The sequence below is a fragment of the Kitasatospora sp. NPDC059327 genome (genome assembly GCF_042752535.1).
Taxonomy (GTDB): domain Bacteria; phylum Actinomycetota; class Actinomycetes; order Streptomycetales; family Streptomycetaceae; genus Kitasatospora.
In genome coordinates, this window is sequence record NZ_JBHYYB010000016.1 from 1 (window position 1) to 25,682 (window position 25,682).

Consider the following 25,682-nt stretch of genomic DNA (forward strand, 5'->3'; position numbering starts at 1 on the left):
GCAAGACGCTCGGCGGGGATACCCCAGCCGAGCGTCTACGTGATCTACTCACCGTCTGAAACCAAGCGGTGTTGCGACGACCCCTTGAACCTAAGAGTTCGCTCTCCGGGGCCTTTCGCGTTCTCCGGGGACGGCAGCGGGCGCGCGACCGGCTCGGGTGAGCCGGTCGCGCGGGTGGCCGGGGCCGGACGGGAGCGGCGGTGGCTCAGGCGCGGCGGCGCAGGCGGCGGGCGAGAAGGACCGCGGCGGCGCCGAGGGTGGAGAGGACCGCGGCGGCGACGACCTGGGCCAGGTCGGTTCCGGCTCCGGTGGCGGCGAGTTCGCCGACGACCGGCGCGGCCGGGTCGGCGGCCGGGACCGTGGCGGGAGCGGGGGCGGGGGCGGCCGCGGTGGGCTGGGCCGCGGCCACCGGCTCGGCCGGCACCTTCGCCACCGGCTCGGCGGCCGCCGGCTTGGCGGGCACCTTGGCCGGCACCTTGGCAGCCGGGGCGGCGGTCGGCCGGACGGGCGCCCCGGTCGGTGCGACGACCTTCACAGTGCTGCCGCTGCCGCAGAGGGTCGTCCCCTGGAACGGCACGGAGCCCTCGTTGACGAAGAGGCACGGGCTGATCCTGCTCGCGCCCAGCGGCGTGTTCGCGTCGTACGACACACGGACCCGGGTCACCAGGGTCTTTCCGGCACCGATGGTGGAGTCGCGGCCCCGCAGGTAGACACCGGTCAGGTCGCCGGCGGTGCCGCCGGTCACCTTCCTCGGCGTGGTCCAGGTCCCGTCCGCCTCGCGGACCTGCACCGTGGCGTGGGCGTCACTGAACAGCACGTTGCCGAGGTTGACGTAGCCGGACGGCGTGGGGTTCGCGAGGACGGCGTCGAACTCGACCGGCGCGCCGCCGGCGACCGCCGTGGCGGGCACCGAGGCGAGTGAGGTCCGGATCGACTCGACCTTGATCGTCTTGACCTGCTCGGCCAGCGCCACGTCCGATCCCGGCAGGGTCACGGCGGAACGCAGGGCCATGGCGCGGAATCCGCCGTTGGTGGCCCCCCGGTGCGGCAGGCCCATGGGCGCGCCGATCCGCATGCTCAGCTTGACCGTCCGGCCGGCCGGGACGGTGATGCCGCGTACCGTGCCGTCGTAGGTGGCCGTGTCGGTCCCGGTGCGGAACTCCAGCGGCACCGACTTCCACGCGCCGTTCGCCGGGTCCTTGTAGCCGATCGTGACCGCGTCCGACGGCGTCCCCTGCTCACTGGTGGTCGTCAGGGAGAGCGCGTAGGTGGCGGCCTCGGCGCCGGTGTTGGTGATCGTCTCGGTGAAGGCGACCGGCTGACCGGCGAACCCGACCGAGGCCGGCGCCTGGACCGCGAGCTTCACGCCCGGCGCGGTCCCGGCGAAGGCGCTCTGCGACGGGAGTGCGAGCGAGCCGCTGAGCGCGACGACCCCGAGGGCGGCGGCAGCGGTGACGGTGCGGCGCGAACGGCGGACACGGGTGGTGCCGGACATGGTTCCCCCTGGAACTTCTGGTTGCGGGCACGCCGAACGTCGGATCGGCGGCGCCGTCGGTGACTGGGTGGGTGGATCGGGTGAGCGGCTGAGGCGGCCCGTGACCCACCGGGTCACGGGCGGCGGATCCCCCCGCCTTCGGAAAGTGCTCGCTTCCGTGCCTCTCACTTGACCAGACGCGCATCCCTCGCCGGGGTTGCGGGTGGGTTCGAAGAAATTCCGGACCGCCTTCGCGCACCGGCCCCCGCCCGTCCGCGGCCCTCCCCGGTGCCGGTCGGGCCGCCACCCGCCCCGGGGACCGGCCCGACCGGCACCGGGGAGGCAAACAACCGGCAACTCCGGGCGGACCGGAAGCTTCCGGTCAGCGCGGCCGGTGGCGCGCCGCCGCAGTCCAGGCCCCTCCGTGCCGCCCGCGGGACCGGCAATATTGCCGACCTCGCTTCCTGGCCGCCCCCCTCCGCCCCTGCCTTCACTTGCACCGCACGAGGCCCGGGGCTCCTTCCCGGGCCCGGAGTCGCGGAGGAGGCAGAGCGGCATGGCACAGCAGAGGCTGTTGTCGAAGGTCGGGTTCTCGGGGCTTTCCGCCCGCAGCGGTCCACTGGCCTTCGGGCTCACCAACCTGCTGCGCGCGGTCATCGTGGACGACGACCCGTCCCATCTGAACCTGACCTCGGTGCTGCCCGTCCCGGACGGCACCGGGCTCGGCGAGGTCGAGGCGGCGGTCGGCGTGTTGCTGGAGCGGCACGAGTCGCTGCGCACGACCTACCGGATCGCGCCGGGCATCGGCCCGGACACCGTCCAGGTGGTGGCCGGCGAGGGATCGCTGGACCTCCTGCTGGTGGAGGCCGACGGCGATCCGGCCGAGACCGGGATCGTCCTGGGCCGCGAGCTGCGGACCGGCGGTTTCGACCTGGAGGCCGACCTGCCGGTGCGGCTGGCGGTGGTGCTCTCCGGCGGAGCCCCCGCGCTGCTGGTCTGCGTGGTCTGCCACACCGCCATGGACGCCACCAGCTGGGAGATCCTGGTCGAGGAGTGGGCCGCCCTGATGGACGGCCGCGAGCTGCCGGCCGCGGCCGCGCTGCAGCCGATCGACGTGGTGGCCCTGGAGGAGCGGCCCAGCGTGCGCCGGCTGACCGAGTCCTCGCTGTCCTACTGGGACGCCCGGATGCGCGCCGTGCCGCAGGCCGCCTTCGCCCTCCCCGGTCTGACCGACCCGGCGGAGAAGGACTGGCACCACACCGGGCTGCGGATCGTCTCGGAGCGGGCCGCCGAGCACCTCGGCCGGATCGCCGAACGCACCGGGGTCTCCCGCTCGGTCATCACCCTCGCGGCCTTCGGCGCGCTGGTCGCGCGACGGGTGGCCGAACCGGACTGCGCGATCACCTCGCTCTCCGCCAACCGGGTGGTCAAGGAGCTGCGCGGCTACTTCGGGACCCTCGCCCAGGACGCGATGCTACTGCTCGACACCGCCGCGCCCGAGACCTTCGACCAGCTGGCCCGGGAGTGCCGGGCCGAGGCGATGCGGGCCTACCGGGCCAGCTGGTTCGACCCGATCCGGGCCTGGGAGGTGATCAACGGGGTCGGGGCGCAGCGCGGCATCTCCTTCGCCCGTGACCTGGTCTTCAACGACATGAGCGCGCTCGGAAAGGGAGCCGCCGCCTCGGCCGGGCGACGGTTCCCCTCGGTGCGCACGCCCGGCGAGGGGAAGGACCGGGGCGAGTACGACGAGACGCTCGACCTGCGGCTCGACCCGCTGCCGGCCGAGCTGGTGCCGAGCCGGCTGGTGCTGATCGCCCACCGCCTGGAGGACCGGCTGGACCTCGGGCTCTGGGCCGACCCGCAGGTGCTCACGGCCGGACAGGCGGCCGAGTTCGGGCGCTCGTTCGTCCGGCTGCTGGCCGCGGCGGCCGATGGTGACCTGGCACTGGACCGGCTGCCCGGGCTGACCGCGCTGACGCCGGTGCGGCGCGGCGCGGACTGGGTGCGCAGCGACCGTTGCTGGGTGGACCTGGTGGCCGTGCGCAGGCTGGCCGCCGACGTGCTGGGCGACCGGCCGCACCTCGTGCTCGCCGAGCCGGACGAGCGGCTCGGCCACCGGCTCGTCTGCCACCTGGCCGCGCCGGTGGCCCGCCCCGCGACCGGCGACGCGGCCGACGACAGGACCGACGACGCGACCGACGACGCCGACCTGGCCGGGGTGCACCGGCGGATGCTCGACCTGCTGCCGGGCCGGCCGAGCGCCATCACCCCGCAGTGGTACATCGCGCACACCGGGCCGGCGCCGGACGCCCCCGGAGCCGACGCGGCCGACGCCTGGCGGGCGCTGCCCGTGCTGACCGAGGGGCCGGGCCGGTGAGCAGCGTCGAGGAGGCCCCCGCCGCCACCCCCACCGAGCGACGTGCGGACCGTAGTGCGGACCGGAGCAAGGACCTCCCGCCCGGCACGTCCCCGGTCCCGCCCTCGCGGGGGCCGTCCCCGAGCCGGCTCTGGAGCCGCGACTTCCGGCTGTTCTTCACCGCCCGCACGGTGGCCATGCTGGGCGACGCGATGCTGCCGGTGGCCCTCTCGGTGGGCATCCTGGACGCGGGGTACGGCCCGAGCGGGGTCGGTTACGCACTCGGTTCCTGGACCGCCGCGCTGGCCCTGTGCATGCTCTTCGGCGGCGCGCTCGCCGACCGGCTGACCCCGCGCCGCCTGATGGTCTGGGCCGACGGCGTGCGCCTGGTGGTGCAGAGCGTGGTCGCGCTCGGCTTCCTGCTGGGCACGCCCTCGCTCTGGCAGATCATCGCGGCGCAGGTGGTGAGCGGCGTGGCGACGGCGATGTTCCAGCCGGGCGTGGCGTCGATGGTGCCGGCGGTGTCGACGGACGTCCAGCGGGCCAACGGTTCGCTGCGGGTCGCCGAGGCACTGGCCGCGCTGTTCGGCCCGGCCCTGGCCGGTGCCATGGTCGCCGCGCTCTCGCCCGGGGCGGTCTTCGCGGTGTACGCGGCGACGTACGGCATCAGCGGCTGGTGCCTGCTCGCCCTGCGGGTGAAGCTCGTGCCGCAGGCTGCCGAAGGCGGCTCGCTGCTGCGTCAGCTGGCCGACGGATGGCGCGAGTTCCGGGCCCGTACCTGGCTCTGGGGCGTGATCTCGCTGTACACCGTCTACGGCTTCACGGTCGCCGGGGTGTCGCTGGCACTCGGCGGAGTGATGATCATCGAGGAGCACGGGGCGACCGCCTACGGCGCCGCGATGGCGGCCTTCGGCGGCGGCTGCGCGGTGGGCGGCGCGATCGCGATGAAGGCCCGCCCGCAACGGCCGCTGCTGGCGGGCGCCGCGGCGCTGACGCTCTTCACCGTCTACCCGTTGGCACCGGCCCTCGGCCTGCCGCCGTGGGCGGTCGCCGCCGGGTGGGCCGCGGCCGGCGTGGGCTGCGCGTTCTGGGGCGTGATCTGGGCGACGACCGTCCAGACCCAGGTCCCGACCGCGCTGCTGAACCGGATGTACGCCTACGACGTCACCGGCTCACTGGCCGCGATGGCGCTCGGCCGCACGTTCGCCGGACCGCTGGCCGAGCGGCTGGGCGGGCAGCACGTCCTGATCGGGGCCACCGTCCTGGCCCTGGGCTGCTGCGTCGCGCTGCCGGCGGTACCGGCGATCCGCGGGCTGCGGGCCGTCACGGCGGCCGCCGACCCGTCGCCCGCCGCGTGAGCGCGGGCCCGCCGAACGACCCCGTACGAGCACCGGGCCGCCCCTGCGGGCCCGCCGAACGACCCGCGTGAGCACCGGCCCGCCCCTGCGGGCGCGGGCCCGCACACCCACCCGACCGAACGAGTCACCGAACGAGTCTCCGAGGGGGACCAACCGATGAGTACAGGCGAGACGCGGTTCCAGGGAATCGCGATCACGGAGCTGGCCGAGCGGTTCGGCACTCCGCTCTTCGTCTACGACGGCGAGGTGCTCGAAAGCACCTTCCAGGGCCTCCGGGCCGTCCTGCCCGACGAGGTCGACGTCTTCTTCTCCCTGAAGGCGAACCCGAACATCAGCGTCTGCGCCCTGCTCCGGTCGCTGGGCGCGGGGGCGGAGGTCTCCTCGCACGTCGAGCTGGTCACCGCGCTGCGGGCGGGCGTCGCGCCGGAGGACGTGATCTTCCTCGGGCCCGGCAAGGACGCCGCCGAACTGGCCGCGTGCGTCGAGGCCGGCATCCACGCGGTGGTGTGCGAGTCGGTGGAGGAGCTGCTGCAGCTGGACGAGCTGGTGGCGGCGGCCGGCACCGGCCCGTGCCGCGCGATGCTGCGGATCAACCCGGACTTCGCCACCAAGGGCTCCGGCCTCGCGATGGGCGGCAAGCCGCGCCAGTTCGGCATCGACCTGGACGTCCTGCGGGCGGCCCACCCGGCCCTGGCGGGCCTTCGGCACGTCGAACTCGCGGGCCTGCACGCCTATATGGGCACCCGTTTCCTCGACCACGCGGACGTCGTGCACAACACCCGCGAGATCCTCGCCGAGGCCGAGCGGCTGTCGGAGGAACTCGGCGTCCCGCTGGGGACGGTGGACTTCGGCGGCGGCCTGGGTGTGCCGTACTTCGACAACGAGAAGGAGCTGGACCTGGCCGAGCTGGGTGCCGGCCTGCGCGAGGTGGTGGCCCCGTTCGCGGCGCGGCACCCGGACTGCCGGCTGATCATGGAACTCGGCCGCTACCTCACCGCCTGGGCCGGCACCTACGTCGTCCGGGCCCGCTACGTGAAGCAGTCGAAGGGCGAGTGGTTCGTGGTGGCCGACGGCGGCACCAACCACCACATGGCGGCGGTCGGCGTGGGCAGCTTCGTGAAGCGCAACTTCCCGATCCGCCACCTCGGGCGGCCCGCCGAGGCCGCGGTGCGCGCCTACTCCGTGACCGGACCGCTCTGCACGCCGAACGACGTCATCGCGAAGAAGGTCGAACTGCCCGAGGTGGCCCCCGGCGACCTGCTCGGGGTCGAACGCTCCGGCGCGTACGGACCGACGGCCTCACCGGGGCTGTTCCTCAGCCACGGCTACCCGGCCGAGGTCCTGGTGCACCGGGGGACGGCCCATCTGGTCCGGGAGCGGGACACCCTGGCCGATCTGCTGGCCAAGCAGCGGCTGGTGGACCCGGTCACCGGGGCGGAGGTCGGGCCGTGAGCGGCGCGCCCCTGATCGGCATCGACGTCCTGGAACTCGGCGAGCTCGACCGGCTCTGCGAGCGGCCGTGGTTCCTGCGGCACTGCTTCGCCGAGGAGGAGCTGGTCCGCGCGGGGCAGCTCGGGGCGGGCCGGCGCCGGGAGTTCCTGGCCGGCCGGTTCGCCGCCAAGGAGGCCGTCCTGAAGGTGCTCGGCACCGGGCTGCTGCGCGGCATCGCACCGCGCGAGATCGCCGTCGGCCAGGACCCGACGGGCCGGCCGGCACTGCGGCTGCACGGCCGGGCCGCCGCCCGGGCCGCCGAACTGGGCCTGGCCGGTGCCGCCGTGTCCATCGCCCACAAGCGCCGGGCGGTGACCGCCGTGGCGGTCGGGCGGCTCGACCCGCCCGCCCCGCCGGCCGCCGCCCCCGCGCCACCGGCCGCCGGCCCCGTCACCCCGGCCGGCCCGGCCACCCGCTCGGACCGCGCCGAACGCCCCGCCCGCTCCGCCCGCCCCGACCTCGCCGACCCTGAGGAACTCCGCATGGACCGACCACCCGCCACCCCACCGCACGCGGCGCAGCCCCACCCCGCGCCGGAGACCACCACCGAGGCGAACCCGGCCCGGCCGGACGAACCGCCGGTCGTCGCCCGGCTGCGGCTGCGGCTCGGCCAGGAGGACGCCCACTACGGCGGCGGCCTGGTGCCCGGCGCCCGCCTGCTGGGCCTGTTCGGCGACCTGATCACCGAGATCACCATCCGCACCGACGGCGACGAGGGGCTGCTCTCCGAGTACTCCGCCGTCCGGTTCACCGCGCCCTGCCGCCCGGGCGACTACCTGGAGCTGACCGCCCGGCTGGTCCGCCGGACCCGGCTGCGACGGGTGGTCGAGTTCGAGGCGTACAAGGTGATCGCCGCCCGGCCGGAGCGGTCGTCCTCGGCCGCCGAGGTGCTGGCCGAACCCCTGCTCGTCTGCACCGCCACGGCGACCGCCGTGGTGCCCCCGCCGGCCCGCGCCCGCCGGACCGCCCGCACCGGGCCCGCCGGGGCCGTCGCGAGCGCCGATCTCGCCACGTCCACCATCTCTGTCGGGAGTTCACGATGACCGGACCGGAGCCGTCGCCGCCGTCCCTGCTGCACGAGCTGCTCGACCGGGCGGCCGACCGCTGGCCCGACCGCCCCGCGCTGTCGCGGGACGACCTGACCCTGGACTACCGCGCGTTCGCGGCGGCCAGTGTGCGGGTGGCCCGGTGGCTGCGGGAGACCGGGGTCGGCCGGGGCGACCGCGTCGTGGTGGCGGCGCCGTCCGGGCCCGCCCTCGCGGTGCTCGTCTTCGCGGCCTCCCGGGTCGGCGCGGCCTACACCCTGCTGCACGAGCAGGTGCACGGCACGCCGCTGGCCCACGTCCTCGCCGACTGCGAGCCGCGGCTGCTGATCACCGAGGACGCGGTCGACCGGGCCGACGCCGACGCGCGCTCGATCGCCGCCCTGCCCCTGTCGGCCCTGACCGACGCCGCCTTCCCGGCCGTCCCGGCCGACCCCGCCGAGCCGCTGCCCGACCCCGGCGTGCTGGCGGTCGATCCGGTCAGCCTGATCTACACCTCCGGCACCACCGCCCTGCCGAAGGCCGTGGTCAGCACCCACCAGCAGGTGCTGTTCGCGGCCCGGGCCATCCAGTCCGTGCTCGGCTACCGCGCGAAGGACGTCGTCTACTGCCCGCTGCCGCTGTCCTTCGACTACGGCCTCTACCAGGTGCACCTGGCCGTGCTGAGCGGCGCCCACCTGTGGCTCGGCCGGCCGAACGAGGCGGGGCCGCTGCTGCTGCGCCGGCTGGCCGACACCGGCGCGACCGTCCTGCCCGGCGTCCCCTCGGCCGCCGAGGGCCTGGCCTGGCTGCTGCCCCGGTCGGCGCGGAAGCTGCCGGCCCTGCGGCTGCTCACCAACACCGGGGCCGCCCTGTCGACGGAGACCATCGCCGCCCTGCGCGCGGTCCTGCCGGGCCTCAAGGTCCAGGTCATGTACGGCCTGACCGAGTGCAAGCGGGCCACGATCATGCCACCGGACGGCGATCTGGACCGGCCCGGCTCGTGCGGCCTGCCGCTGCCCGGCACGGAGGTCCTCGCCGTCGACGACGACGGCACCGTCCTGCCCCCCGGCGAGATCGGTCAGCTGGTGGTCCGCGGCCCGCACGTGATGGCCGGCTACTGGCGCCGTCCGGAGTTGAACGCCGAGCGGTTCCGGCACCGGGACGGCCTCTTCCCCGAACTCTGGACCGGCGACTACGGCCGGATCGACGAGGACGGCTTCGTCTACTTCAGCGGCCGCCGGGACGACCTCTACAAGGAGAACGGGTTCCGCCTCAGCGCGACCGAGGTGGAGGCCGCCGCCCACCGGGTGCCGGGCGTGGTCTCGGCCGCCGTCCTCCCGCCCTCGGGCCGCCGGCCGTCGGTGCTCGCCGTGGTCGGGCGGATCGAGGGGCCCGAGGTGCTGGAGCTGATGCGCGAGCAGATCGAGGTGTACAAGATCCCGCGCAGGTGCGTGGTGCTGGACGAGCTGCCGCTCAGCGCCAACGGCAAGGTCGACCGCCGCCGGCTCGCGGAGACCCTGGCCGAAGCCACCGTCTGACCCACCCCCGCCCAGCCGAACACCCAACCAACAGGACAAGGAACCGTCATGACTGACCGTCAGTACATCGTGAACGCCCTGGAGACCGCCCTCAGCGACGTGCTGGAGCGCGAGATCGCGGGCCTGGCCGACGACGTCCGCCTCTTCGACGACCTGCACCTGGACTCGACGACCATGCTGGAGCTCCTGATGGCCCTGGAGGACTCGATCGAGCTGGTCGTCGACCCGGAGACACTGGACATCGAGGACTTCGCCTCCGTCGGAACGTTCACCGACTTCGTCCTGGCCACCCGTGGTGAGCTTTCGGCGACCGCCTGACCTGCGGCGTTCCAGGTTGGTCTAGACCTGACATCGCGTAGGTCGGTATCTTCACCCCCGGGGCAGATCACTGTGGGGGTGGCCGCGTGTATGCCGATGACGTGACATCGGCGGGTACCGGGGATTCCGGCCGTCTTCTGCGCACCTTCCGGGAGTCCCGGGGGTGGACGCAGGAACGGCTGGCCGACGCCTCGGGAGTCAGCGTCCGCACCATCGGCAACCTGGAGAACGAACGGATCGGCCGGCCCCGGCAGAGTTCGGTCCTCGCGCTCTGCCGGGCGCTGCAACTCTCCCGCACCGAGGCCGACCGGGTGCTGCGCGAGCTGCGCCGCACCCGGCGCCCCGCCGCCGCCCCGGACCAGGCGCCGCCCCGGCGCGGCGGGCAGCCCCCGCACGATCCGGGCTGTCTGGCACCACCCGTCCACGGGACCGAACTGCTCGGCCGGGCCGACGATCTGCGCCGGCTCGGACACGTCCTGCAGCAGCACCGGGCGGCCACCCTCACCGGGCCGCCGGGCATCGGCAAGTCCCGCGTGGCCGCCGAGCACGCGCTGCGGGCGGAGGGCCCGGTCTGGTTCGTCGACCTCGCCCAGGACGACACCCGCGAGGTCCTGGCCGTGCTCACCGCCGACCTGCGCGGCGGCCGCACCCGGCCGCCCGCCCTCCTGGTGCTCGACAACGCCGACGACGCCCTCGACGCGGTGTCCCGGCTCGCGGCCTTCCTGCTGCGCTCGGCCGACAACCGCACCAGACTGCTCACCACCAGCCGCGAGCCGCTCGGCCTCGCCCTGGAGTCCAGCTGGCAGCTCGGCCCGATCACCGCCCCCCGGGGCCCGACCCGGCAGGGCGTCCTCGGCTCCCCCGCCGGCCGGCTGTTCGTCCAACGGGCCACCGAAGCGGCGCCGTTCTGGTCGCTCACCGAGGCCAACTGCGCCGCCGTGGCCCACCTCTGCACCGCACTGGACGGCCACCCGCTGGCCCTGGAGCTGGCCGCCAGCCAGCTGAGCGCGATGACCCTGGAGGACATCCTCTCCCGGATGGCCCACCAGTTGGACCTGTTGGAGCGCCGCCGCGCCCCGCAGCAGGGCCACCACCAGTCGCTCCGGCAGGCCCTGCAACGCAGTTGGATCCGGCTGCGGCCGATCGAGCAGCGGGTCTTCGCCGCCGTCTCGGTCTTCCGCGGCGGCTTCTCCCTGGAGGCCGCCGAACACCTCGTCGCCGGCACCGGCCGCGGCGCGGCGGGCGGGAGCGCGCTGGACACCGCCCGGGCGCTGCGCGACCTGGTCACCCAGTCCCTGGTCACCGTCCACCGGTACGACGACCAGCTGCGGTACCGGCTGATCGGCCCGCTCCGGGCGTTCGCGGTCGAGCGCAGTGTCGAGGCGGGACACCACTCCGCCCTGCGGCACCGGCACGCCGAGTACTTCTGCACCCTCGCCGAGCACCACGCCCGGCTGGTGGAGTCCGGCGTCGCCGTCCGGCTGCTGCCCTGCGACGAGGAGAACGTCCGCGCGGCCGCCCACCACGCCCGGGTCCTGGGGGACCTGGTGCTCTGGACCCGGATCATGCGGACCAGGCTCTGCTTCTCGGAGGCACTCGGCCGCCCCGGCCCGGAGGCCTGACCGCGCCCCGGCCCGGAGGCCTGACCCGCGCCCCGCCCGACCCGCGCCGCGACCGGCCACCCCGACGGTCACCGCCGGTCCGCCGCCACGCAACGGCCGCACCCGGCCGCGCCGGACGGACCCCGGTCAGCGCATCCAGTTCCGGTCGGTGGCGAGCACGCCGCCGTCCTGCCCGAGGAGCGTGATGGACCTGGCGTTGCCGCCCGCCTTCTTCGCCACTCCGAACCACCGGACCGGGGAGTCGCCGACACCGACCGGTACCGGCTCGGTGGTGCTGCCGTCGTCCCAGGTGACGACCACCCGGGCGACGTCCGGGGCCACGGCGGCCAGCAGCACCGGCGAGGCGTGCATCTCGCCACCCTTGAAGCCGAGCAGCGTGCCCTCCAGACCGGCGTCGCGGCCGGTCGACAGCGGACCGGGCGCACTCGGCACGGCACTCTCGTGCACCGAGTCGTCGACCTGCCGCCGCCCGTCCACCGTGAGGTAGAGGTTCACCAGGTCCCGGCCGGCCCGCCAGGAGCGGAGCACGTCGGCCTCGACCGGCTTCGGCAGCTGCGGGATGGCGGCGTGCCGCTCCGCCCACATCCGCTCGGCCTGCTGGAGGGCTTGCTCCTTGGTCCCGGCGGGCCAGAGCGCGGCCCAGGCCTGCCACTCCTTGCCGTCCGCGGTGCCCTTCCCGACCGCCACCCGGACGGGGGTGAACGGGTCCCGTCCGGCGGCCGTGGGCGTCGCCGTCGTCGCGGCGGTCGCGCTCCCGGACGGGCTCACGGACGCGCTCCCGGGCACGGCGGCCGGCAGCGCCGCGGCGGCCGGGGCCCCCGCCGTGTCCCGGCCGATCCCGCCCAGGGCCGTGCCGCCGCCGACCACCACCGCCAGCAGGACCGCCGCCGCCCCGGCCGTCGAGAGCCGCCGCCGCCGCAGCAGCCGCCGCCGGCCGCCCGTGACCAGCAGCTCGTACGGCGCCGGCCGCAGCTCGGCCGCCTCGGCCAGGTCGGTCAGCCCCCGCACGGCCGCCGCCTCCTCCTCGCTCAGGTGCTGTCCGTCCCCCATGCTCATCCCCTGCCTCCGATCGTCGTCATCCCGCTGAGTGAGGTGGCCGCCCGCAGCTTGGCCAGGCCCTTGGCCGACTGGCTCTTCACCGTGCCGACCGAGCAGCCCATCGCGGCCGCGGTCCGGGTCTCGCTGAGGTCCTCCCAATAGCGGAGCACCACCGCCTGCCGCTGCCTCGGCGGCAGCGTGCCCAGGGCGGCCAGCAGCGCGGCGCGCTCGTCCAGCCGCTCGAAGCCGTCCGGACCCTCCGGCCCGGCCCGCTCGGGCACGGCGGTGACCAGCTGCTCCGGCGGCCTGCGCCGGAACCGCCGGGCGTGCTCGTTGATCAGGATCCGGCGGACGTAGGCGTGCGGATCGTCCGCGGCGCGGACCCGGCCCCAGGCGACGTAGGCCCGTTCCAGGGCCTGCTGGACCAGGTCCTCCGCCGCGTGGCTGTCCCCCGCCAGCAGGTACGCCGTCCTCAGCAACCGCGTCCAGGCCCCGGCGATGAACGCGCGGAACTCCTCGTCCCGCTCGGTCTTCTGCGCTCCCATGAGCACCCCCTCACCCTCCAGAGCCCGCGCCGGCCCCGGACCGTTGCCCCGGCCGTCGGGGTTCCCCGGGGACGCCGCCCCGGACGGGGTTCGCACATCCTCGGCAGCGGCTGTGACACTGGAGGAGCTCGAAAACCGAGGTGCGCGCCGACGCATCTCCTTGCGAACCTAGAGGGATGCCCGCAGTGAGTTCTCCCGCAGTCCAGTCCGCCGACGCGTCCACGGAGGGCGGTGGCCCCGGTATCGGCGAGCTGGCCGCCCGTCTGCCCGAACTGACCCTGCGCGACCAGGTACGGATCGGACGCCGGCTGGAGGGCGCCCGGCGGGTCCGCAAGCCCGAGGCCCGGCAGAAGGTCGCCGCCGAGATCGCCGGGGACATCGAGCGCGCCGAGCTGCTGGTCGCGCGGCGCCGGGCCGCCGTCCCCGTGATCGACTATCCCGCCGAGCTTCCGGTCAGCCAGAAGAAGGACGAGATCCTCGCCGCGATCCGCGACCACCAGGTGGTGATCGTGGCGGGGGAGACCGGCTCCGGCAAGACCACCCAGATCCCCAAGATCTGTCTGGAGCTGGGCCGCGGGGTCCGCGGCCTGGTCGGGCACACCCAGCCCCGCCGGATCGCCGCCCGTACGGTGGCCGAGCGCGTCGCCGAGGAGTTGCGCACGCCGCTCGGCGAGGCGGTCGGCTGGAAGGTCCGGTTCACCGACCAGGTCGGCCCGGACACCCTGGTCAAGCTGATGACGGACGGCATCCTGCTCGCCGAGATCCAGACCGACCGCGAGCTGCGCCAGTACGACACCCTGATCATCGACGAGGCGCACGAGCGCAGCCTCAACATCGACTTCATCCTCGGGTACGTCAAGCAGCTGCTGCCCCGCCGCCCGGACCTCAAGGTCGTCATCACCTCGGCGACCATCGACCCCGAGCGTTTCGCCCACCACTTCGGCGACGCCCCGATCGTCGAGGTGTCCGGCCGCACCTACCCGGTCGAGGTCCGGTACCGGCCGATCGTCGAGGACGCCGAGGACCAGGACGGCGACAACGGGCCCAGCGACGCCGACCGGGACCGCGACCAGATCCAGGCGATCTGCGAGGCCGCCGAGGAGCTCCAGGCCGAGGGCCCCGGCGACATCCTGGTCTTCCTCTCCGGCGAGCGCGAGATCCGCGACACCGCCGACGCCCTCAACAAGCTGAAGCTGAGGTTCACCGAGGTCCTCCCGCTCTACGCCCGGCTGAGTTCGGCCGAGCAGCACAAGGTGTTCCAGCGCTCCAGCTCCCGCCGGATCGTGCTGGCGACCAACGTCGCCGAGACCAGCCTCACCGTCCCGGGCATCAAGTACGTGATCGACCCGGGCACCGCCCGGATCTCCCGCTACAGCCACCGGACCAAGGTGCAGCGGCTGCCGATCGAGGCGATCAGCCAGGCCAGCGCCAACCAGCGCAAGGGCCGCTGCGGCCGTACCTCGGACGGCATCTGCATCCGGCTGTACTCGGAGGAGGACTTCCTCTCCCGCCCCGAGTTCACCGACGCCGAGATCCTGCGCACCAACCTGGCCTCGGTCATCCTCCAGATGACCGCCGCCGGCCTCGGCGACATCGCCGCCTTCCCGTTCCTGGACCCGCCGGACTCCCGCAACATCAAGGACGGCGTCAACCTCCTGCACGAGCTCGGCGCGCTGGACCCGGAGGAGAAGGACGTCCGCAAGCGCCTCACCCCGCTCGGCCGGCAACTGGCCCAGCTCCCGGTGGACCCGCGGATGGCCCGGATGGTCCTGGAGGCCGACAAGAACGGCTGCGTCCGCGACGTCATGGTGATCGCCGCCGCGCTCTCCATCCAGGACCCGCGCGAGCGCCCCACCGAGAAGCGCCAGGCCGCCGACGACCGGCACCGCCGCTTCCAGTCCGAGACCTCCGACTTCCTCTCCTACCTGGCCATGTGGCGCTACGTACGGGAGCAGCAGAAGGAGCTCTCCTCCTCGGCCTTCCGCCGGATGTGCAAGGCCGAGTTCCTCAACTACCTGCGGATACGGGAGTGGCAGGACATCTACTCCCAGCTCCGCACGGTCGCCAAGCAGCTCGGCGTCACGATCGAGGAGCCCCATCCGGACGCCGAGCCGGACGCCGACCGGATCCACCAGTCGCTGCTGGCCGGGCTGCTCTCGCACCTCGGCCTCTACGACGTCGAGAAGCGCGAGTACGGCGGCGCCCGCGGGGCCCGGTTCGCGGTCTTCCCCGGCTCCGGCCTGTTCAAGAAGCCGCCGCGCTGGGTGATGTCCGCCGAGCTGGTCGAGACGTCCCGGCTCTGGGCCCGGATCAACGCGAAGATCGAGCCCGAGTGGGTGGAGCCGCTGGCCGGCCACCTGATCAAGCGCAGCTACAGCGAGCCGCACTGGGAGAAGAAGGCCGGCGCGGTGCTGGCCTACGAGAAGGTGACCCTCTACGGGATGCCGATCATCGCCCAGCGCAAGGTGAACTACGGCCGGATCGACGCGGAGCTCTGCCGCGAGCTGTTCATCCGCAACGCGCTGGTGGAGGGCGACTGGGAGACCCACCACCAGTTCTTCGCCGAGAACCGCAAGCTGCTCAGCGAGGTCGAGGAGCTGGAGAACCGGGCCCGCCGCCGGGACATCATGGTGGACGACCAGACCCTGTTCGACTTCTACGACAGCCGGCTGCCCGACGACATCGTCTCCACCCGGCACTTCGACTCCTGGTGGAAGAAGGCCCGGCACGACCAGCCGGACCTGCTCAACTTCGAGAAGTCGATGCTGATCAACGACTCGGCGGACGGCATCACCGAGGCGGACTACCCGGACTACTGGCAGCAGGGCAAGCTCCGCTTCAAGCTCACCTACCAGTTCGAGCCGGGCAGCGACGCGGACGGCGTGACCGTCCACATCCCGCTGCCGGTGCTCAACCAGGTCACCGCCGAGGGCTTCGACTGGCAGATCCCCGGCCTGCGCGAGGAGCTGGTCACCGCCTACATCCGGGCGCTGCCCAAGGCGATCCGCCGCAACTTCGTCCCGGCCCCGGACTTCGCCAGGGCCGCCCTGCGCCAGGTGAGGGACCGCCAGGAGCCCCTGCTGCCCACCCTGGAGCACATCCTCAAGCGGCTGACGGCGATCACCGTCCCGCCGGAGGCCTGGGACGACGAGCGGGTACCGGACCACCTCCGGGTCACCTTCCGGGTGGTGGACGGCCGCAAGAAGCTCGCCGAGTCCAAGGACCTGGAGGACCTCCGGCTCCGGCTGAAGCCCAAGCTCAAGGAGACGCTCTCCTCGGCGGCCTCGGGCCAGGGCATCGAGCAGTCCGGACTGACCGCCTGGCCGGCCTCGCTGCCGGTGCTCCAGCGCACCTTCGAGCAGCGCTCGCGCGGCCACTCGCTGCGCGCCTACCCGGCGCTGGTGGACGAGCGGGACGCGGTCGGGATCAAGCTCTTCGACACCCCGCAGGCGCAGGCCCAGGCGATGTGGGAGGGCACCCGGCGACTGCTGATGCTGACCACCAACTCGCCCGCCAAGTCGATCCAGGGCCGGCTGGGCAACCAGGCGAAGCTCGCGCTCTCGTACAACCCGCACGGCTCGATCCCGGCCCTGTTCGAGGACGTGGTGGCCTGCGCCACCGACCGGCTGATGACCGCGGCCGGCGGGCCGGCCTGGGACGAGGCGGCCTTCGGCAAGCTGCACGAGAAGGTCCGGTCCGACCTCTACGACCTCTCGGCGGACACCACGCTGAAGACCGCCACCGCGCTGATCGCCTTCCACAAGGCCTCGACCCGGCTGAAGGCGGTGAGCAGCCCGGTGCTGCTGACCGCGGTGAACGACATCCGGCTGCACCTGGCCTCGCTGGTGCACCCGGGCTTCGTCACCGAGACGGGCTGGCGGCGGCTGCCGGACCTCAAGCGCTACCTGCTGGCGGTGGACCGCCGGCTGGAGGCGCTGCCCAACCACCCGCAACGGGACGCCCAGCAGCTGCTGAAGGTGCAGCAGGTGCAGCAGGAGTACGGGGAGCTGCTGGCGGCCGTGCCGGCCGGGCAGCTGCCCTCCCCGGAGGTGCTGGCGATCCGCTGGATGATCGAGGAGCTGCGGGTCAGTTTCTTCGCCCAGTCGCTGGGGACGCCGACCCCCGTCTCGGAGAAGCGGATCATGAAGGCGATGGAGGCCGCCAGGGCCACGCTCTGAGCTGGGCGGGGGCCCTCGGGGTCCAGTTCGACCTGGGGGCCCACCATGGGCTAGAGTCTGTCTTGTTCGCAGCGCGGCAAGCGGGTGAACAAGGCAGAACAGTCTGGTCCTGTGGAGCAGTTGGTTAGCTCGCCACCCTGTCAAGGTGGAGGTCGCGGGTTCAAGTCCCGTCAGGATCGCCGTAGTCGAGAGGCCCGGAACCGTCTGGTTCCGGGCCTCTCGCGTTTGCCGGGACGCCTTTACCCCGGACTAGGTCTAGACCACAAGCGGTGACGCGCGTGATCGTCGTCACTTATGTTTCCCTGAGACCGGGCACATGGCACCCCCTCCGAGGGCGCGCCAATTTAATATGTAAAATTGCACAGCTATGAACTGTATATCCCCCCCGCCCCAGGAGCCTCAAATCGTTATCCGGAGTTCAACATTCCGGACGACCGGCATGATCTCCGGGAGCGACGGAGGGGGTACGGACGGGAGTGCGGACGGACATCCGTGCGGGCATGCAAAAGGGCTGCTTACCGGACCCGGCGGAGTCCGGTAAGCAGCCCCTTTGAAAGAGCCTTCGGCCTATCAGGCCTCGGTTCGCTGGGCGGGAATACCGGCCAGCAGAGCGCGCACCTCCGCCTCGCGGTAACGACGGTGCCCGCCAAGCGTGCGAATGGATGTCAGCTTGCCTGCCTTGGCCCAGCGGGTAACCGTCTTCGGGTCCACGCGGAACATGGTGGCGACCTCTGCCGGCGTCAGCAGGGGTTCAGCATCAGGGGTACGAGCGGTCATGAGCGGCCTCCTCGGGAGAACCGAACCAGGGCGGTTCTATCCTTCAAATTCTGCACCTTGGCCCGCGATGCCCGAAATGGCATAGACGGGCCGAGTCGGTTATAGGACGAACGGCTTGTCCTGGTGTCTACAACTACACCATCCGTCCAGCCCTATCGACCAAACCGCCAAAATTGACCCCTCACGGGTTCAAGGCTGACGGATGGCGATGGACCACCCCATAACGGGCAGTCACCTTATAGTGACATCCGGTTACGCGCGGACCAGACCTGCCGTTTTCCCGCAAAGCACGCATCGACTCCAGAACCACCCAAAAGTGGGCACGCTCACGTGAAGTTGGGCTGGTTGTCCCATTTTTGCACATAGGGGTTAGTTCGCGTCAACGGTGAGTAGTGTCACGTTCGGCAGGTATTGACCCGAACCAGGACCTTGGTCATACAGCTCGGGCCGTAGGACTCTTACAGTCTTACAAGTACCACCGACACCCCGCCCCACCAGCACTGACGCCCCGTCGGGCAGGCCCGCGACGACCCCGCCCCGGCGCCCCCGACGCCTCCCCCCGCAGCTCCCCTGCTTCTCCCCCGACGCCTCCCCCCGCAGCTCCCCCGCTTCTCCCCCGACGACCGGCCGCGCCCCTCCCCCGGGCTCAGTTCGCGTACCGCAGCGCCAGCACCCGCCGCCAGCGCACCGTCAGCTCCTCGTACACCCGCAGCGCCTCCGCCGCCTCGCCGGCCCGCAACGCGCGCAGGCCGTCCTCCAGCTCCCCCGCCGAACGGTCCGCCAACAGCCGCTCGGGCCCCATCAGGTGCACCAGCCCCCCGTAGTCCAGCTCCACCAGCGACCTCGGGTGGAACTCCTCCAGCCACCGTCCCACCAGCTCCGCCCCGCGCACCAGATCCCCCTCCGGCACGGCCTCGCGCAGGGCCCGGTAGGCCCGGGCCACCCGGCGGCGCGCCTGCGCCATCGGCGTCAGGTAGAACAGCGCCGCCTGCTCCCCCTTCTCCCCCCGGTCCGGCTCCCCGACACCACCGACACCACCGACGCCACCGGCCGCGCCCGCACCCGTCGCCGCCGGCCCGTCGCCGGCCTCCCCGGCCGGCACGAAGCAGCGGTCCTCCTCACCGAACGGCAGGAACCAGCGCACCGGCACCTCCCACCGGCTGGTCACGATCCACGGCCGGGCGTCCGGGTGCTCGGTCCGCCAGCGCTCCCGGTCCGCCTCCGCGGCCGCCCGGGTGGCCGGCGGCAGCGCGGTGTCCAGCAGCGCCACCGGCGCCGCCGCCCGCAGCTCGTCCAGCGCCTGCCAGGTGCGCAACCTGGTCGCCCAGGGGCAGATGTAGAGCACCCCGTCCACCGAGCGCACGAAGGCCCGCTCGCTCTCCCGCTCCGGCAGTGCCCGGGGGGTGCGGCCGACCAGCTCCGCCAGCGCCGCCCGCTGCTCCTCCAGCGCCGCCGCGGCCACCGGCCGGCCCGCCTCGGCCGCGTCCGGCCCGTGCGCCGCCGCGTAGGCCTGCCAGCGGACCCGCTCGGCCTCCGGGTAGGCGGCCAGCGGCTCGTAGACCCGCAGGTGGGCGGCGTAGGGCGGCAGTACGGAGGTGCGCACGACGGTCACGTTCTGCATCGTCGCACGCACCGGCCCCCGCCCGGGAGGGCTTCGGCCGGGAGCCGTTCGCGAACGCACTCCGCACGCCCCCGTCTCAGTACGCGGACAACCCGCGCAAGCTCGTACAAGAGGGCAGATCGGGGACGCCCGCGCGACTACGCTTCGCCTTAGGCGCCCGCACCACAGCAGCGGGCCTCAGATACTGGAGTCACCACAGTGACCGACGTACAGACCACGTCCGCCGCGTACCCCGCACCCGGAGTGCTCAGCAGGATCTTCCGTACCGAGCAGGACGGCGCCGCCCCCGGCGACGGCCACGAGCAGGTCGTCCTCTGCCACGACCGCGGCTCCGGCCTCAAGGCGATCATCGCCATCCACTCCACCGCCCTGGGTCCGGCCCTCGGCGGCACCCGCTTCTTCCCGTACGCCTCCGAGGAGGCGGCCCTGGAGGACGCGCTGAACCTGTCGCGCGGCATGTCGTACAAGAACGCGCTGGCCGGGCTCGACCTCGGTGGCGGCAAGGCCGTCATCATCGGCGACCCGAACAAGGACAAGAACGAGGCGATGCTGCGGGCCTACGGCCGCTTCGTCGAGTCCCTGCGCGGGCGCTACATCACCGCCTGCGACGTCGGCACCTACGTCCAGGACATGGACGTGATCGCCCGTGAGACCGAGTTCGTGACCGGGCGTTCGCCCGAGAACGGCGGCGCCGGCGACTCCTCCATCCTCACCGCCTTCGGCGTGTTCCAGGGCATGCGCGCCAGCGCCCAGGCCCGCTGGGGCCAGCCCACCCTGCGCGGCAAGCGGGTCGGCGTGGCCGGCGTCGGCAAGGTCGGCCACTACCTGGTCGGCCACCTGGTCGCGGACGGCGCCACCGTCGTCGTCACCGACGTCTCCGAGGCCGCCGTGAACCGCGTGCGCGCCGCCCACCCGGAGGTCGAGGTGGTGGCCGACAGCGCCGCCCTGCTCCAGAGCAAGCTGGACGTCTACGCCCCCTGCGCCCTCGGCGGCGCCCTCACCGACGCCACCGTGGGCACCCTCGGCGAGTTCGGCACCTCCGTCGTGTGCGGTGCGGCCAACAACCAGCTCGCCCACCCCGGCGTCGAGAAGGACCTCGCCGACCGCGGCATCCTCTACGCACCGGACTACCTGGTGAACTCCGGCGGCGTGATCCAGGTCGCCGACGAGATCGAGGGCTTCAACTTCGAGCGGGCCAAGAACAAGGCCACCCGGATCTTCGACACCACCCTGGAGATCTTCACCCGGGCGGCCTCCGACGGCGTCCCGCCCGCCGTCGCCGCCGACCGGCTCGCCGAGAAGCGGATGCGCGAGATCAGCGCGCTCCGCTCGGTGCTGCTGCCGGCCGCCCGCCGGGGCTGACCTCCGCGCGGCCAGGGGCCGCTCCCCGGTGCGTCGCGGACTCCGTGGCGCACCGGGGGGCGGCCCCTCCCCCGTCCGGCCCGTCGGCGGGCCGGGGTCCGCCTCCCGGCCCGTCGGCGGGGCAGCGGCCGGCTCGCCCCCCACGCATCACGATGTGGAACCGGATTCTCACTTCTGCGCCCGATCGGGTGATCCATCACCCCCCTTGGGGGGATAATCGATCCCGGAACAACGGACCTCACCTACCTCCGGACAGCGTGCAAACTGCCGCAAAACCTCCCGTGACCTGGGAAGACCTGGTCTTGGGTGCGGCCGGTGCGCGCCACGTCACACCGACGACGTACCGTCCAGCGGCAGAAACAGGTACCGTTAATGCTCCAAGGGACGGTTCTCCCCATTCGGGCAGGCCGCTCTTGATCATGAACACGTGTCAGACTCGGGGCCGTGAGCCCCATCGTTGAGGGGGTCGACCCATGGGGCGCGGCCGGGCCAAGGCCAAGCAGACGAAGGTCGCCCGCGAGCTGAAGTACAACAGCGGCGGGTTCGACGCCAATCGTCTGTCCAACGAGCTGGGCGTATCGCCCTCTACCGCCTCGATCGAGCCTGAGCCGATCGAGGAAGAAGAGGACGACGACCCCTACGCGGAATACGCGGCTCGGTACGCCGACGACGACGAGGACGATGACAGCACGTCGGGTACCGGGCCTTCGCAGGCCCGCCGCCGCGCGTAGTCACAGTCTGGCCTGACCGGCCCGAGCGCCCAGAGCGCCCGGGCCGGTTTTCGGCGTTCCCGGGGCGGGGTGGCGACAGCCGCCGGCCGGGTGCACCCGGTCACCCACCTCCCGGTCTCCGGTGCGCTCCCCCGGTACCGCCTCCGCCGACGTGGAACGGCCCCCTCCGGCGGTCTGCGCCGGAGGGGGCCGTTCACGTGGGCCGGTGACCTGCTCAGCCGGCCGTGAAGCCCTCGTAGGCGTTGTAGAGCGCCGCGCCGCCCTCGTGCTCGCCGGAGCGCTCGACGATGTCGCCGAGCACCCAGGACTCGACGCCGCGGTCCTCCAGGATCGACAGCACGACGTCCACCGAGTGCGGCGGGACGACCGCGACCATGCCGACGCCCATGTTCAGCGTCTTCTCGATCTCCAGGGTCGCCACCTTGCCGACCTCGGCGACGGTCTGGAAGACCGGCAGCGGGGTCCAGGTGCCGCGGTCCAGGCGGGCGTGCAGGCCCTCCGGGATGACCCGGGCCAGGTTGGCCGCCAGGCCGCCACCGGTGACGTGCGAGAAGGCGTGCACCTCGGTGGCCCGGGTGAGCGCCAGGCAGTCCAGCGAGTAGATCCGGGTCGGCTCCAGCAGCTCCTCGCCGAGCGTGCGGCCGAACTCCTCGACCTTGCGGTCCAGCTTCCAGCCGGCCTCGTTCAGCAGCACGTGGCGGACCAGCGAGTAGCCGTTGGAGTGCAGGCCGGAGGCGGCCATCGCGATCACCACGTCGCCCGCGCGGACGCGGTCGGCGCCCAGCAGGGCGTCCGCCTCGACCACGCCGGTGCCGGCGCCCGCGACGTCGTACTCGTCGGGGCCGAGCAGGCCCGGGTGCTCGGCCGTCTCGCCGCCGACGAGGGCGCAGCCGGCGAGCGCGCAACCCTCGGCGATGCCCTTGACGATCGCGGCGACCCGCTCCGGCACGACCTTGCCGACGCAGATGTAGTCGGTCATGAACAGCGGCTCGGCGCCGCAGACCACCAGGTCGTCCACGACCATGCCGACCAGGTCGTGGCCGATCGTGTCGTGCTTGTCCATGGCGGCGGCGATGGCGACCTTCGTCCCCACGCCGTCGGTGGCCGAGGCCAGCAGCGGCCGCTCGTAGCGCTTGAAGGCGGACGCGTCGAAGAGCCCGGCGAAACCGCCGATGCCGCCCACCACCTCGGGGCGGCTCGCCTTCCTCACCCACTGCTTCATGAGCTCGACGGCGCGGTCGCCCGCCTCGATGTCGACGCCGGCGGCGGCGTAGGTGGCGCCGTTCTGGTTCGTGGTCACTGCGGTGCGGCCCTTTCGGGTCAGTGGGGGTTGGAACAGCGGTGGGGTCCCGGGGTTCCGGGACCCCACCGTCGGGTCGTTACGGGCGGCGCAGGGCGTCGGCCGCGCCCGCTCCGCCGAGCAGGGACTGGACGCCGTCCAGGTCACTGCCGCTGGTCGGCTTGCCGCGGACCGCCGGCGGCTGCTGGCCGCCCTTGATCTCGGCCTCCAGCAGGAGCTTTCCGAGCAGCGCCGGGTCGGGCAGCTCCATCGGGTACTCACCGTCGAAGCAGGCCCGGCAGAGCCGGTCCTTCGGCTGCTTGGTGGCCTCGATCATGCCGTCGATCGAGATGTAGGAGAGCGAGTCGGCACCGAGCGTGCGGCCGATCTCCTCGATGGTCATGCCGTTGGCGATCAGCTCCGCGCGGGTCGCGAAGTCGATGCCGAAGAAGCACGGCCACTTCACCGGAGGCGACGAGATCCGGATGTGGACCTCGGCGGCGCCGGCCTCCCGGAGCATCTTCACCAGGGCGCGCTGGGTGTTGCCGCGGACGATCGAGTCGTCCACGACCACCAGGCGCTTGCCCTGGATGACCTCGCGCAGCGGGTTGAGCTTCAGCCGGATGCCGAGCTGGCGGATGGTCTGGCTGGGCTGGATGAAGGTGCGGCCCACGTAGGCGTTCTTCACCAGGCCCGAGCCGTACGGGATGCCGCTGGCCTCGGCGTAGCCGATCGCGGCCGGGGTGCCGGACTCCGGAGTCGCTATCACCAGGTCCGCGTCGACGGGTGCCTCGGCGGCCAGTCGGCGGCCCATCTCCACGCGGGAGAGGTGCACGTTGCGACCGGCGATGGAGGTGTCGGGGCGGGCCAGGTAGACGTACTCGAAGACGCAGCCCTTGGGCTTGGCCTCGGCGAAGCGGGAGGTCCGCATGCCGTTCTCGTCGATGGCGATGAGCTCGCCCGGCTCGACCTCACGGATGAAGGACGCGCCGCAGATGTCCAGGGCCGCCGTCTCGGAGGCGACGACCCAGCCGCGCTCCAGCCGGCCGAGCACCAGCGGGCGGATGCCCTGCGGGTCACGGGCGGCGTAGAGCGTGTGCTCGTCCATGAAGACCAGCGAGAACGCGCCCTTGACCTTGGGCAGGACCAGCTTGGCCGTCTCCTCGATGGAGAGGTCCGGGTGGCCTGCGAGCAGGGCGGTCACCAGGTCGGTGTCGTTGGTCGCGGCCGAGCGGCCCGAGCGGGAGACGTGCTCCTCCCCGGGCAGTTGGGCGACCATCTCCGCCAGTTCGGCGGTGTTCACCAGGTTTCCGTTGTGCCCGAGGGCCAGCGAACCGTGAACGGTCGCGCGGAAGGTCGGCTGGGCGTTCTCCCAGACCGAGGAACCGGTGGTCGAGTAGCGGGCGTGTCCGACGGCGATATGCCCGTGCAACGACCCCAGGGAGGCCTCGTCGAAGACCTGGGAGACGAGTCCCATGTCCTTGAAGACGAGAATCTGGGAGCCGTTGCTCACTGCGATGCCCGCGGATTCCTGACCGCGGTGCTGCAGGGCGTAAAGGCCGAAGAACGTGAGCTTGGCGACCTCCTCGCCGGGAGCCCAGACACCGAAGACGCCGCAAGCGTCCTGGGGGCCTTTCTCACCGGGAAGAAGATCGTGGTTGAGTCTTCCGTCACCACGTGGCACGCCTTCGAGTCTAGGGCAGTTGGCACAGGCTTCCGGAACCGGGGAGGCCGGGATTGTTGGGCGATCACTCGGCAACGCGCGTAGACAAAACCCCTTACCGGTGGCGCATTTCGGCGTGTCGAAATTCGACGGAGGGGCGCTTGGCCTTGTGGTTCGCGCCTGTTGACGCATTCCGCATGCAGACGACCCCGGGGTGAACGGCGGGCAACGTGAGCCTGCTCACCCGAGGGGTCGACGGGGCCGCGGACGGGGTCCTGACGGCGCGCGAGGGACTCGGCGGGGCGTGGGCCGGTCCCGGATCCGATGTGGACCCGCGTCCGGACCCGCGTCCAGACCCGCGTTCGGCGCCGCGTTCGGCGCCGGGGGGCGCGCTCCCGCTCGCTCAGCCGGCCGGGAGCAAGAGCGCCCAGGCCCCCGGGTGAACCGTCCAGGTCCGGACCCGGACCGGACCCACCGGGTGACCGTCCGCCTCGTAGCCGAACCCGCGCCCGGTCACCGAGACGCTCGCCGCCCGGGCGCGCACCAGTGCGCCGGGCGCGCGGACCACGATCTCCATCACTCCCGCGCCGACCGCGTCCCCGCCCGGCAGGGTCACCTCGACCACCCGGACCGGCTCGTGGACGTCCGCGAGCAGCCGGCCGTCCGCCTCGACCCGGAGCCGGGCGCCGTGCTCACCCTTGGCGGGTTCGATCGTGAGTGAGGTCGCCTGCTCGGCCGCAGCCAGTTTCGCCCATAGCGAACGCCAGCCACCCGTTCGGCTCACCGTCCGACGGGCTCCGCCGCCGGAGATCCGGACCCCGCCGAGCGCCACTCCACCACCGTCGTCCACCAGCAGGTCCAGCTTGCGCGGCACACCCGCGAGCACCGCCCGCGCGGCCGGCACCGGCTCGCCCGGCACGCCGAGCGCGCGGGCCGCCACCAGCTCGTCCGACCGGCCCACCGGAACCATGCCCACCGGGTCCGCTCCCAGCTCACGCTGGCGGTGGAGGGCTTGGAGGACCCGCTGCATCGCCACGTCGGAACCGATCACCACCGGTCGCCGCCGCCCCCGGTGCGAAAGCACCCGGTCGAGTTCGGAAGGACTCTCCGGATAGGCCACCTTGGCGTCCGCCCCTCCGCACAGGACGTCCCTCGCGATCCGCACCGACTCGCCGTCGGTCTGCCGGGCCGCCGGGTCGAGGAGCAGGAGGAGCGGTTCGGGACCGCCGGTTGCGGGCGTGGACAGGGACGACACGACCGGTCCTTCCTCAGGTAATCTCTCGGTGCAAGAGCCCCTTGCGCTATT

18 protein-coding genes and 1 tRNA gene are annotated in these 25,682 nt (G+C 73.1%); 11 read left to right on the forward strand and 8 right to left on the reverse strand.

Going from position 1 to position 25,682, the window contains the following annotated elements; all coding sequences use genetic code 11:
* Nucleotides 1–205 precede the first annotated feature (205 nt).
* Nucleotides 206–1,495: a hypothetical protein gene (locus tag ACFXHB_RS12590; protein ID WP_380574007.1), complete on the reverse strand. Its 1,290-nt coding sequence runs from the start codon at nucleotides 1,493–1,495 to the stop codon at nucleotides 206–208.
* Between the two features lie 535 nt (nucleotides 1,496–2,030).
* Between ACFXHB_RS12590 and ACFXHB_RS12595 the strand changes: the two genes are divergently transcribed.
* The 7 genes from ACFXHB_RS12595 (at nucleotide 2,031) to ACFXHB_RS12625 (ending at nucleotide 11,182) form a co-directional block, all read left to right on the forward strand.
* Nucleotides 2,031–3,851 carry a condensation domain-containing protein gene (locus tag ACFXHB_RS12595; RefSeq protein ID WP_380574008.1) on the forward strand — a complete coding sequence of 607 codons (1,821 nt, stop codon included), beginning with the start codon at nucleotides 2,031–2,033 and terminating at the stop codon, nucleotides 3,849–3,851.
* Entirely contained in the window at nucleotides 3,848–5,188 is a 1,341-nt protein-coding gene (locus ACFXHB_RS12600; RefSeq protein ID WP_380574009.1) for an MFS transporter, read from the forward strand. The genes ACFXHB_RS12595 and ACFXHB_RS12600 overlap by 4 nt, the downstream gene beginning before the upstream one ends.
* A gap of 156 nt (nucleotides 5,189–5,344) precedes the next feature.
* The gene (locus tag ACFXHB_RS12605) at nucleotides 5,345–6,640 is read left to right on the forward strand and encodes a type III PLP-dependent enzyme (protein WP_380574010.1); all 1,296 of its coding nucleotides are present in this window, start codon (nucleotides 5,345–5,347) and stop codon (nucleotides 6,638–6,640) included.
* A complete protein-coding gene (gene acpS, locus ACFXHB_RS12610) occupies nucleotides 6,637–7,722 on the forward strand; it encodes a holo-ACP synthase (protein ID WP_380574011.1) in 1,086 nt (361 codons plus the stop codon). Before ACFXHB_RS12605 ends, acpS begins: the two co-directional genes overlap by 4 nt.
* A complete protein-coding gene (locus tag ACFXHB_RS12615) occupies nucleotides 7,719–9,242 on the forward strand; it encodes a class I adenylate-forming enzyme family protein (RefSeq protein ID WP_380574012.1) in 1,524 nt (507 codons plus the stop codon). The genes acpS and ACFXHB_RS12615 overlap by 4 nt, the downstream gene beginning before the upstream one ends.
* 48 nt (nucleotides 9,243–9,290) lie before the next feature.
* A complete protein-coding gene (locus ACFXHB_RS12620) occupies nucleotides 9,291–9,560 on the forward strand; it encodes a phosphopantetheine-binding protein (RefSeq protein WP_380574014.1) in 270 nt (89 codons plus the stop codon).
* Nucleotides 9,561–9,661: 101 nt separating this feature from the next.
* Nucleotides 9,662–11,182, forward strand: coding sequence for an ATP-binding protein (locus ACFXHB_RS12625; RefSeq protein WP_380574016.1), 1,521 nt, complete (start codon nucleotides 9,662–9,664; stop codon nucleotides 11,180–11,182).
* Nucleotides 11,183–11,308: 126 nt separating this feature from the next.
* Here ACFXHB_RS12625 and ACFXHB_RS12630 read toward each other — a convergent pair whose 3' ends face one another.
* Both ACFXHB_RS12630 and ACFXHB_RS12635 read right to left on the reverse strand, forming a co-directional pair.
* Entirely contained in the window at nucleotides 11,309–12,238 is a 930-nt protein-coding gene (locus tag ACFXHB_RS12630) for a hypothetical protein (RefSeq protein WP_380574017.1), read from the reverse strand.
* On the reverse strand, nucleotides 12,235–12,765 hold the full coding sequence (locus ACFXHB_RS12635) for a SigE family RNA polymerase sigma factor (RefSeq protein ID WP_380574019.1): 531 nt from the start codon (nucleotides 12,763–12,765) through the stop codon (nucleotides 12,235–12,237). The genes ACFXHB_RS12630 and ACFXHB_RS12635 overlap by 4 nt, the downstream gene beginning before the upstream one ends.
* Nucleotides 12,766–12,941: 176 nt before the next feature.
* On the opposite strand from ACFXHB_RS12635, the gene hrpA reads away from it, so the two are divergent.
* Complete coding sequence (gene hrpA / locus ACFXHB_RS12640; protein WP_380574020.1) at nucleotides 12,942–16,943, forward strand: ATP-dependent RNA helicase HrpA; 4,002 nt, start codon at nucleotides 12,942–12,944, stop codon at nucleotides 16,941–16,943.
* Between the two features lie 105 nt (nucleotides 16,944–17,048).
* Nucleotides 17,049–17,122 (forward strand) — tRNA-Asp (locus ACFXHB_RS12645).
* Nucleotides 17,123–17,513: 391 nt separating this feature from the next.
* Here ACFXHB_RS12645 and bldC read toward each other — a convergent pair.
* Complete coding sequence (bldC, locus tag ACFXHB_RS12650) at nucleotides 17,514–17,720, reverse strand: developmental transcriptional regulator BldC (RefSeq protein ID WP_014137253.1); 207 nt, start codon at nucleotides 17,718–17,720, stop codon at nucleotides 17,514–17,516.
* A gap of 646 nt (nucleotides 17,721–18,366) precedes the next feature.
* Nucleotides 18,367–19,341, reverse strand: a complete 975-nt coding sequence (locus ACFXHB_RS12655; RefSeq protein ID WP_380574021.1) for a hypothetical protein — start codon at nucleotides 19,339–19,341, stop codon at nucleotides 18,367–18,369.
* 198 nt (nucleotides 19,342–19,539) lie between these two features.
* On the opposite strand from ACFXHB_RS12655, the gene ACFXHB_RS12660 reads away from it, so the two are divergent.
* Both ACFXHB_RS12660 and ACFXHB_RS12665 read left to right on the forward strand, forming a co-directional pair.
* Nucleotides 19,540–20,703 carry a Glu/Leu/Phe/Val dehydrogenase dimerization domain-containing protein gene (locus ACFXHB_RS12660; protein WP_380574022.1) on the forward strand — a complete coding sequence of 388 codons (1,164 nt, stop codon included), beginning with the start codon at nucleotides 19,540–19,542 and terminating at the stop codon, nucleotides 20,701–20,703.
* A gap of 473 nt (nucleotides 20,704–21,176) precedes the next feature.
* Nucleotides 21,177–21,434 (forward strand): DUF3073 domain-containing protein, encoded by a 258-nt coding sequence (locus ACFXHB_RS12665; RefSeq protein WP_329489015.1) that lies wholly within the window; start codon nucleotides 21,177–21,179, stop codon nucleotides 21,432–21,434.
* A gap of 214 nt (nucleotides 21,435–21,648) precedes the next feature.
* Here ACFXHB_RS12665 and purM read toward each other — a convergent pair whose 3' ends face one another.
* From purM to ACFXHB_RS12680, 3 genes are all read right to left on the reverse strand, one after another.
* On the reverse strand, nucleotides 21,649–22,734 hold the full coding sequence (gene purM / locus ACFXHB_RS12670; protein WP_380574023.1) for a phosphoribosylformylglycinamidine cyclo-ligase: 1,086 nt from the start codon (nucleotides 22,732–22,734) through the stop codon (nucleotides 21,649–21,651).
* A gap of 79 nt (nucleotides 22,735–22,813) precedes the next feature.
* Complete coding sequence (purF, locus tag ACFXHB_RS12675) at nucleotides 22,814–24,397, reverse strand: amidophosphoribosyltransferase (RefSeq protein WP_380574024.1); 1,584 nt, start codon at nucleotides 24,395–24,397, stop codon at nucleotides 22,814–22,816.
* 382 nt (nucleotides 24,398–24,779) lie between these two features.
* Nucleotides 24,780–25,631 (reverse strand): diacylglycerol kinase, encoded by an 852-nt coding sequence (locus ACFXHB_RS12680; RefSeq protein WP_380574025.1) that lies wholly within the window; start codon nucleotides 25,629–25,631, stop codon nucleotides 24,780–24,782.
* Between the last annotated feature and the right edge of the window lie 51 nt (nucleotides 25,632–25,682).

Bases quoted from the DNA above. Each gene is read 5' to 3' on its own strand.
- hrpA (WP_380574020.1), top strand. From the start codon at position 12,942: ATGCCCGCAGTGAGTTCTCCCGCAGTCCAGTCCGCCGACGCGTCCACG.
- ACFXHB_RS12590 (WP_380574007.1), bottom strand. From the start codon at position 1,495: ATGTCCGGCACCACCCGTGTCCGCCGTTCGCGCCGCACCGTCACCGCT.
- ACFXHB_RS12595 (WP_380574008.1), top strand. From the start codon at position 2,031: ATGGCACAGCAGAGGCTGTTGTCGAAGGTCGGGTTCTCGGGGCTTTCC.
- ACFXHB_RS12605 (WP_380574010.1), top strand. From the start codon at position 5,345: ATGAGTACAGGCGAGACGCGGTTCCAGGGAATCGCGATCACGGAGCTG.
- ACFXHB_RS12620 (WP_380574014.1), top strand. From the start codon at position 9,291: ATGACTGACCGTCAGTACATCGTGAACGCCCTGGAGACCGCCCTCAGC.
- ACFXHB_RS12630 (WP_380574017.1), bottom strand. From the start codon at position 12,238: ATGAGCATGGGGGACGGACAGCACCTGAGCGAGGAGGAGGCGGCGGCC.
- ACFXHB_RS12665 (WP_329489015.1), top strand. From the start codon at position 21,177: ATGGGGCGCGGCCGGGCCAAGGCCAAGCAGACGAAGGTCGCCCGCGAG.
- ACFXHB_RS12635 (WP_380574019.1), bottom strand. From the start codon at position 12,765: ATGGGAGCGCAGAAGACCGAGCGGGACGAGGAGTTCCGCGCGTTCATC.
- ACFXHB_RS12615 (WP_380574012.1), top strand. From the start codon at position 7,719: ATGACCGGACCGGAGCCGTCGCCGCCGTCCCTGCTGCACGAGCTGCTC.
- ACFXHB_RS12655 (WP_380574021.1), bottom strand. From the start codon at position 19,341: ATGCAGAACGTGACCGTCGTGCGCACCTCCGTACTGCCGCCCTACGCC.
- bldC (WP_014137253.1), bottom strand. From the start codon at position 17,720: ATGACCGCTCGTACCCCTGATGCTGAACCCCTGCTGACGCCGGCAGAG.